The sequence below is a fragment of the Bacillus sp. P4_D3 genome (genome assembly GCF_056401855.1).
On record NZ_JBFUIN010000141.1, the window covers coordinates 1 to 7403 of the forward strand.

8 protein-coding genes, 1 pseudogene and 1 riboswitch are annotated in these 7403 nt (G+C 33.6%); of the genes and pseudogenes, 7 read left to right on the forward strand and 2 right to left on the reverse strand.

Annotated features, from left to right (window positions below; all coding sequences use genetic code 11):
• Positions 1-193: DUF1292 domain-containing protein (locus AC1DTM_RS14830; RefSeq protein ID WP_477000407.1), on the forward strand; the 193-nt coding region annotated here is incomplete at its 5' end.
• A 90-nt stretch (positions 194-283) separates the two neighbouring features.
• Here AC1DTM_RS14830 and AC1DTM_RS14835 read toward each other — a convergent pair.
• Positions 284-592 carry a hypothetical protein gene (locus AC1DTM_RS14835; RefSeq protein WP_002110888.1) on the reverse strand — a complete coding sequence of 103 codons (309 nt, stop codon included), beginning with the start codon at positions 590-592 and terminating at the stop codon, positions 284-286.
• Between the two features lie 167 nt (positions 593-759).
• Positions 760-2055: a histidine--tRNA ligase gene (locus tag AC1DTM_RS14840; RefSeq protein ID WP_477000408.1), complete on the reverse strand. Its 1296-nt coding sequence runs from the start codon at positions 2053-2055 to the stop codon at positions 760-762.
• Between the two features lie 342 nt (positions 2056-2397).
• On the opposite strand from AC1DTM_RS14840, the gene ybaK reads away from it, so the two are divergent.
• The 6 genes and pseudogenes from ybaK to AC1DTM_RS14870 form a co-directional block, all read left to right on the forward strand.
• Positions 2398-2874 carry a Cys-tRNA(Pro) deacylase gene (ybaK, locus tag AC1DTM_RS14845; protein ID WP_088099353.1) on the forward strand — a complete coding sequence of 159 codons (477 nt, stop codon included), beginning with the start codon at positions 2398-2400 and terminating at the stop codon, positions 2872-2874.
• Positions 2875-3319: 445 nt separating this feature from the next.
• A riboswitch (purine riboswitch) is annotated at positions 3320-3423 on the forward strand.
• A gap of 176 nt (positions 3424-3599) precedes the next feature.
• Positions 3600-4481 carry a 5'-methylthioadenosine/S-adenosylhomocysteine nucleosidase gene (locus AC1DTM_RS14850; RefSeq protein WP_477000409.1) on the forward strand — a complete coding sequence of 294 codons (882 nt, stop codon included), beginning with the start codon at positions 3600-3602 and terminating at the stop codon, positions 4479-4481.
• Positions 4482-4885: 404 nt separating this feature from the next.
• Positions 4886-5734 (forward strand): endonuclease I family protein, encoded by an 849-nt coding sequence (locus AC1DTM_RS14855; RefSeq protein ID WP_078174484.1) that lies wholly within the window; start codon positions 4886-4888, stop codon positions 5732-5734.
• A 294-nt stretch (positions 5735-6028) separates the two neighbouring features.
• Positions 6029-6517, forward strand: a complete 489-nt coding sequence (gene rraA, locus AC1DTM_RS14860) for a ribonuclease E activity regulator RraA (protein WP_477000410.1) — start codon at positions 6029-6031, stop codon at positions 6515-6517.
• A gap of 44 nt (positions 6518-6561) precedes the next feature.
• A pseudogene (locus AC1DTM_RS14865) lies at positions 6562-6750 on the forward strand (MerR family transcriptional regulator); the annotation flags it as partial.
• 36 nt (positions 6751-6786) lie between these two features.
• The coding region (locus AC1DTM_RS14870; protein WP_477000411.1) for an RNA-guided endonuclease InsQ/TnpB family protein at positions 6787-7403 on the forward strand (617 nt) is incomplete at its 3' end.

The window sequence follows — 7403 nt, forward strand, 5'->3', positions numbered from 1 at the left end:
GGATGTCGAAGTAGCAGAATACATTGCGGTTGCCTTTGTAGAAGACATTCAAACAGAAACAGAGGAAGACATTGATATCTTCTTTTTAAAAGTAGAAGAAGATAATGAATTCTCATACATAGAGAATGACGAGGAATTTGAAAAAGTATCTGCTGCGTTTGAGAAGATTATGGACGAGCAAGAACAAGAATAATAATAGTTAGACAAAAGAGGGAGATGCATATCTGCCCTCTTTTTTTGTATATGGTTGAAAAATCTGTCTCTAATTTTTGTTTTTAATTCACTATGAATCATACACTTCTTTTGTGTTCGTCGAAGCCGCATCTAATAGAAGGAAAATCGACGCTATAATATGTATAGCGATTTGTATATAGGGAAAGAAAGCAACTAGAATAGCCAAGATTCCTATATAATTAGCATAGGCTTTCATACCTTCCTTTTTAGCTAATACACTAGTGATGATATGTAAAGTAATTAATATAAAGAACAGTATCCCGGATAAGTCAAATAGCCCTTGAAATACGTAACAAGGAATTAATAAAAGATGAGAGATACCTGTAGTCCACTTTAATGCTTTTACGACTGCCTTCAAAGTTAATTCCTCCTAAACAATATGTGTGTATGAATATATTACCAAATATAGTGGGTAATGGATATTTTTTGTGATTCACATTTAGAGAATGTGATAATTATATTATGTAAACTAAATGGTTTTTTATTTCTTCACTAGAAAAACCACCGAAATGAGGGTGGCGCTTATTATATATAGTTATTAAATGTGTTATTTTCTAAGGAAGAGAGGGGAACCTTTACTTCACTACMTTCTTTCATATTTCGCAGCACAACTGTTTCTGTAGATAGTTCCTCTTCACCAATTATAAGTACGTATGGGATATTTTCTTTATTTGCATAGTTCAGGGCACGTTTTAATTTGCGTCCTGCTAGTTCAAGTTCGACTTTTAATGAAGTAGTAGAGCGCAATTGCTGGGCGATTTGTAAACATTGTAATTCTGTCCCGAGTGGAATGATAAAAAGATCCGCTGTAGATGATGTTGTTGATTTCTGTGATAGAGCTGCATAAATGACATCTAAACCGAATGAAATCCCTACAGTTGGATAGCTCATATTATCACCACGGAACGCTCCGATTATATTATCATAACGACCACCACTACCTATGCTTGATGTGATACTGCCATCTTGTAAAAAGATTTCATAAATAGTTCCTGTGTACATTGTGAGTCCTCGTGCTAAAAATGGATTGAATATCGTATTTTCATTTATTCCGAGAGCGAGTAAGTATTGCTGCAATTGTTGTAATTCGTTTACTCCCTCGGTAACGAGTGTATTATTAAATGCTTCTTCAAATTCAGTAAGCTTAAACTCCATACAAGATAAAACGGTACTACATACTGACTCTACTGTTTGTACAGCAATTCCTCGCCCTAATAAATCTTTCTTTACACCATCAATCCCAATCTTTTCGATTTTATCCAATGATAAAATTACGTCACTCGTTAATTCGGTAGGGATGTTAATAGACTGGAGAATACCGTTTAATAATTTTCGATTATTATATTGAATCGTTACTTCTAAGTTTAACGTTCGGAATAGTTCAAATGCCATGCTCATAAGTTCAGCTTCTGCCATGACAGACTCTACACCAACTATATCAACATCACATTGAATGAATTCACGAAATCTCCCTTGCTTAATCGGACCATCTCGAAATACTTTACCAATTTCATAACGTTTAAAAGGGAGGCGAATATTTGGATTCATCGCGACAACTTTGGCGAAGGGAATTGTTAAATCGTAACGTAAGGCAAGCTCGCGTTTTCCTTGATCCTGAAGTTTATATATTTCTTTTAAAATCTCATCACCACCGCCGTACTTGTATGACATAAGTTCATACATATTTAACGTTGGTGTTTCTAAAGGCTTGCATCCATATCGTTCAAATGTATCTTCACATGCTCTTTTAATTTTATTCCGCAGCACTTGCTCCTCTGGTAAATAGTCTTTTGTTCCTTTTACATTTTTCATTTCCACCATAATCACTCCTCTTTTAAATTAAAAAAAGCTATGCGGGTATAAAAATACCCACATAGCTTTATGAACGCTTCGTGGGTCAACAGGAAAAGCCCTGTACCCACGAAGAAAAATTTTTCTTCGGATACACGGCGTTACGTATGATGATGAAGTTGGAAAGAAGTATTAAAATTTCGCATTACAAATCTCTCCTTAACATAAGTTTTTCAAAATTATATCAGATGAATTTTGAAAAATCAATGTTTTCAGTTTTGAAAAAAGCGTGAAGTGATGTAGGAGAAATGGAAAAGAGTGTATAATAAAAGAAAACTTAATGATATGAAATAACTTTTTAAGGAGCAGCTCATGAAAAAAGATAAAACAAATGCGATGCGAATATTAGATAAAGAAAAAATTGAATATTCCATGATGTCATACGATCCAAATGACGGGAAAATTGATGGAGTATCAGTAGCGGAGAAGATTGGACGAGAAGTGAGAGAAGTATATAAAACACTTGTCGCTCAAGGGAATAGTAAAGATTATCATGTGTTCATTATCCCGGTAGATGAGGAACTAAATTTAAAAGCGGCGGCAAAAGCAGTCGGTGAAAAAAAGATAGAAATGATTCCGGTTAAAGATATTACAAAAGTTTCAGGGTATATTCGCGGTGGTTGTTCACCAGTAGGGATGAAGAAATTATTTTCTACATGTATTGATGAGAGTGCTCAATCACTTGAAACAATCATTGTAAGCGGCGGGAAAATTGGTACACAAATTGAGCTTAAAGTTGAAGATTTGATGAAAGTGACGAGAGCGCAGTTTGGAGAAGTAACGAAATAAATAGTGAAATTAAAAGGGATATAGAATCCTTACATATTTGAAAACAAAAGTGCTAGTAAACCAGTGGATTTGAAATACAATCCTTATTAAGGCTTACTTTTTAAAGAACACTTTAATTTAAATCCCACAGCATATTTATAATATGTTGTGGGATTTTTCTACTTGAACCTCTAAAATTGAACAACTTCATTATTTTTAAAGTAACGTGTACTGAAGGGAAAAGATAAATATACCTTTATATAACTTCAAAGAGAACTCATTGAAATTCATATACTGAACTAATTCTAGTTCAGTATATGGATTTTGGGTTTTAACGGGTCAATCCATTTAAAAACAATGTATTTCATCTGTTATACTTTAAAAAACGAACATTTTAATCTGTTTGAATAAAAATGTTCATATTTTTGTTGTTTATTCACAAATAGTTTGTTATATTAGCAATATAATAATTTTAAATAACATCACTCGTATATACTCGGTAATATGGTCCGAGCGTTTCTACCTAGTTCCCAATGAAAGAACTGGACTACGGGTTAAAGTATTCGGTCGCTTTCTGTATTGAGCGCTACCGATCTATAATTTAGCAATGGTCTCATCTTTTGCTTAATTAACTTTGACTACCGTAGTTCTAGAAAGTAGAGATTCTTCTACAGTTTCTAGAGCTTTTTTCTTTGGACCAAAACATCGAGTATAGAAAACAACAAGAGAAAGAGGAGAGATTATTTATGAAGAACAATATGTTGAAAAAAGGTGCAGCCCTAGCAACTACTATCGTATTATCATTCTCAATACTTGCAGGATGTAATGCTAGTCCAAAACAAGTAGTAGAGGCAAAAAGTAATCAAAAACCTATCTTAATTCAAGGTCCAATGCCAATAGAAGCTGAAAAATTTGCAAAAAGGTTAAAAAATGTGAAAGAAGAAAAATCTGGAACTTTTGTATTTGATAAAGGTACTGTAGACAATTATCCTGTAATCGTTGCGAAAACAGGTAAAGGAATGGAAAATACAGCAGCCGCTACAGCAGTGGCTATTGAAAAATATAAGCCTATAGCGATTATTAACCAAGGAACATCAGGTGGACATGATCCTAATTTAAACGTATTTGATATTGTTTTAGGAAAAAAAGTCGCGAATATAGGTTCACTAAAAACAACAAATATGAATGAGAACCAAGGGATTGAGCCGGCAAAATGGATATCTATGGACCTGATGGCTTCTGAAGGAAGTGCAGGAGAAGATCCAAATGCTGAGAAAATCCGATACTACGAGGGAGATAAGGATTTACTTGCAGCAGCTAATGCAGTAAAAGACAAGTATACAAAAGGTAAAGTGGTAGAAGGTACTATAGGTTCAGCAGACGTTTGGAATAATGAAGTTGATCGAATTAAGTGGTTCCATACAAAATACGGTACATCTGTAGAAGAAATGGAAGGCGCTGCAGCAGCGCAAATCGCAAAAGCTTATGACGTACCATTCTTAGGAATTCGAGTATTATCTAACAATAAAACAAACGGCGGAAAATACAACCCGAATACAGCAGCGGCAAATCAAGAATATGTATATGAAGTAGTTAAAAAGTATATAGATTCGATGCCAAATAAATAAGTAAATAAAGGTAGTTCTATTCTCAACATAAACATCAAGTAACTTCAAAAGTTTTCGAGACAGATAGACCTATATTAGGATTAGTAGTTGGAAAAGAAAAGCTTGTTTCTTATTTGAAAAGATAAGAAATGAGCTTTTTTATGTAAATTTTTTTTATGAACTATTCAATAAATATGTATAATTGCATAAAAAAATTGAAGTTTATAAGTTATCATTAAACTACTTTTTACTGTAAGAGAATATTTTAATAGTCTTTACTAGAGAAGAATATTCTTTGTGAAAATAAAAATTGTTTATGTAATTGAAGAAACTAAAATTTAGGAGAACAGTATGAAAAAGAAACTATGTACATAGGCTTTTTTGATTAATCAATTCAAATTATATTTTAAAGGGGAAATGGGTATATGAAGTTCCGAAACACAAAACTTGCTATGGTTACACTATCTTCATTTTTTATTTTAGGTTCTGCATCTCTATCATTCACAGATATCATACATGGTGAAGTAGTTTCTGCATCTCCACAAGTAGATACGTTTTCAGCACAAGAGATTACTGTAAAAAACTATGACGATACATATTATAATAACGCTATAGGAAAAACGGGTTTAGAATTAAAGAAGGAACTTCATAATGTTATTGATAATCATACAAAGATATCATACAGTGCGGTTTGGGAAGCGCTAAGAGATACTGATGAAGATCCAAATAATAAAAATAATGTGTTGCTCTTATATACTGGGCGTTCGCAAGAGAAATTTACGAATGGTTCAGGAGTTGATAACTGGAACCGAGAGCATGTTTGGGCAAAATCACACGGTGATTTTGGAACGGCTGCAGGACCAGGAACAGATCTGCATCATTTAAGAGCGACAGATGTATCTGTAAATAGTTCACGTGGAAATCTGGATTTTGATAATGGTGGTATGAATCATTCGGAAGCAACAGAATGTAAATATGATAGTGATTCTTGGGAACCTCGTGATAGTGTAAAAGGAGATATCGCTAGAATGCTGTTTTACATGGCTGTTCGTTACGAAGGAGACAACGGCGAAATAGACTTAGAACTAAATGAAAAGGTGAATAACAACAAAGATCCATACATGGGGAAACTATCTGTTTTACTAAAATGGAATGAACAAGACCCTGTCGATGATTTAGAGCGAAAGCGTAATGAAGTGATTTTTACAAAATATCAACATAATCGTAATCCTTTTATTGATCATCCTGAATGGGTAAATAAAATTTGGAACTAAGATTTTTAAAGAATTTTTAGTGACATTATACTTTGACAGAAGGGATGGATCATTATGATCCATCCTTTCTTATGTTTATGCTAGAATAAATGTTTTTCATAGGAGTGCAATAGATTATAATAAAGCTTTTTACTTAAAGCAATAGTTTCAAGTGGTAAGCTTTATTTTACTTCATTTATATATGACTTTCACCGCACATACAAATTATTGCAACAWTAGACAGGGAAACGAAAAAAATCCAAGAATATGTAATATAAAAGGAAAAGAAAAGAGGGAAAGAAAAGAGGGAAAGAGATGTGGAAAACTACGGATCTATGTGATGAATTTGAAAAGGAATTACAAATATGTCGCCAGTCTTTTCGGTCTTTCGGGAAGAAAAAACAATTCTATGGGAAAATCGCAACGGTAAAAGTGAAGGATGATAATGTACTAGTAAAAGAGGGGTTACAAACACTGCCGGAAGGTACAGTATTAGTTGTTGATGGCGGAGCTTCTAAAAATTGTGCGTTACTCGGTGATAATTTGGCAGCTATTGCGGAAGAAAGAAACTTAGCAGGAATTATTGTAAATGGGTATRTTCGTGATTCTAGTGAATTAAAAAATATTAATATTGGTATTGTAGCGTTAGGGACGATGCCAAATAGAAGTGTAAAAGAAGGAAAAGGAGAAAGAAATATTCCGGTGCAATTTGGTGAAGTTGAATGGAAACCGAATGAATATGTTTATGTAGATGAAGATGGAATTATAGTTAGTGATAAAAGCTTACATAGTGAGGGTAACTAACTGTTACGATTTATTTAACCAATTATAACTAAAGTTAATTAAATATATCAGTAAGCCCTGCTAGTCAAGTGTCGGAATTAACAGGGTTGCATCCTAGTAGTCTTAGGAGAATGCACAAAAGCTTTGAATTAGCACCTGAAAAGGTGACTGCTGGTGGAACACGCTACTATTCAGAAGAACAAATCTTTCATTATCTAAAAGGKGAGYGCCCAAATAATCGCACAGTAATTGGCTAAAGACCAAACAGATAATTAAGGAGTTRAMTTCTGATGATATTGGCGAAGAAAGTCAGACTAATTCCAACGCCTGAACAAGAAAAAGTGCTTAGAAATCATGCTGGAGCTTCAAGATTCGCTTATAACTACTGTAAAAGAATGAGTGATAGATACTATAAGCTATTTGGAAAATCTGTTTCACAGTTAGMTTTACAGAAACGATTTACAAAGATCAAGAAGCGAAAGAGATATGAGTGGTTAAATGACATCAACGCACAAGTTCCAAAACAGKCTTCAAAAGATTTTGATAAGGCGAGAAGAAATTCGTTCRAAAAGTACAAAAATGGTTATCACACTTCTTATAAATCCAAAAAAGATTTAATTCAAGGATTTTATGCCAATTATGAAAGACTGATTATAGGAAAGAAAGTAGTTGATATTCAGTCYATTGGAGAAGTGAAAACAAGCCAACAACTACCAAGAAACAAAAAAYCATCAAATCCAAGAGTTACATTTGATGGTCGTCACTGGTGGATTAGTGTAGRGTTCCARGAAGACTTTGAATCACAAGAACTAACCAATGAGTCGATTGGTGTGGATGTTGGTTTAAAAGAGCTGTTTGTRGCTTCTAATGGTACGAAAGAACGAAATATAAACAAAGATGCYAAGGT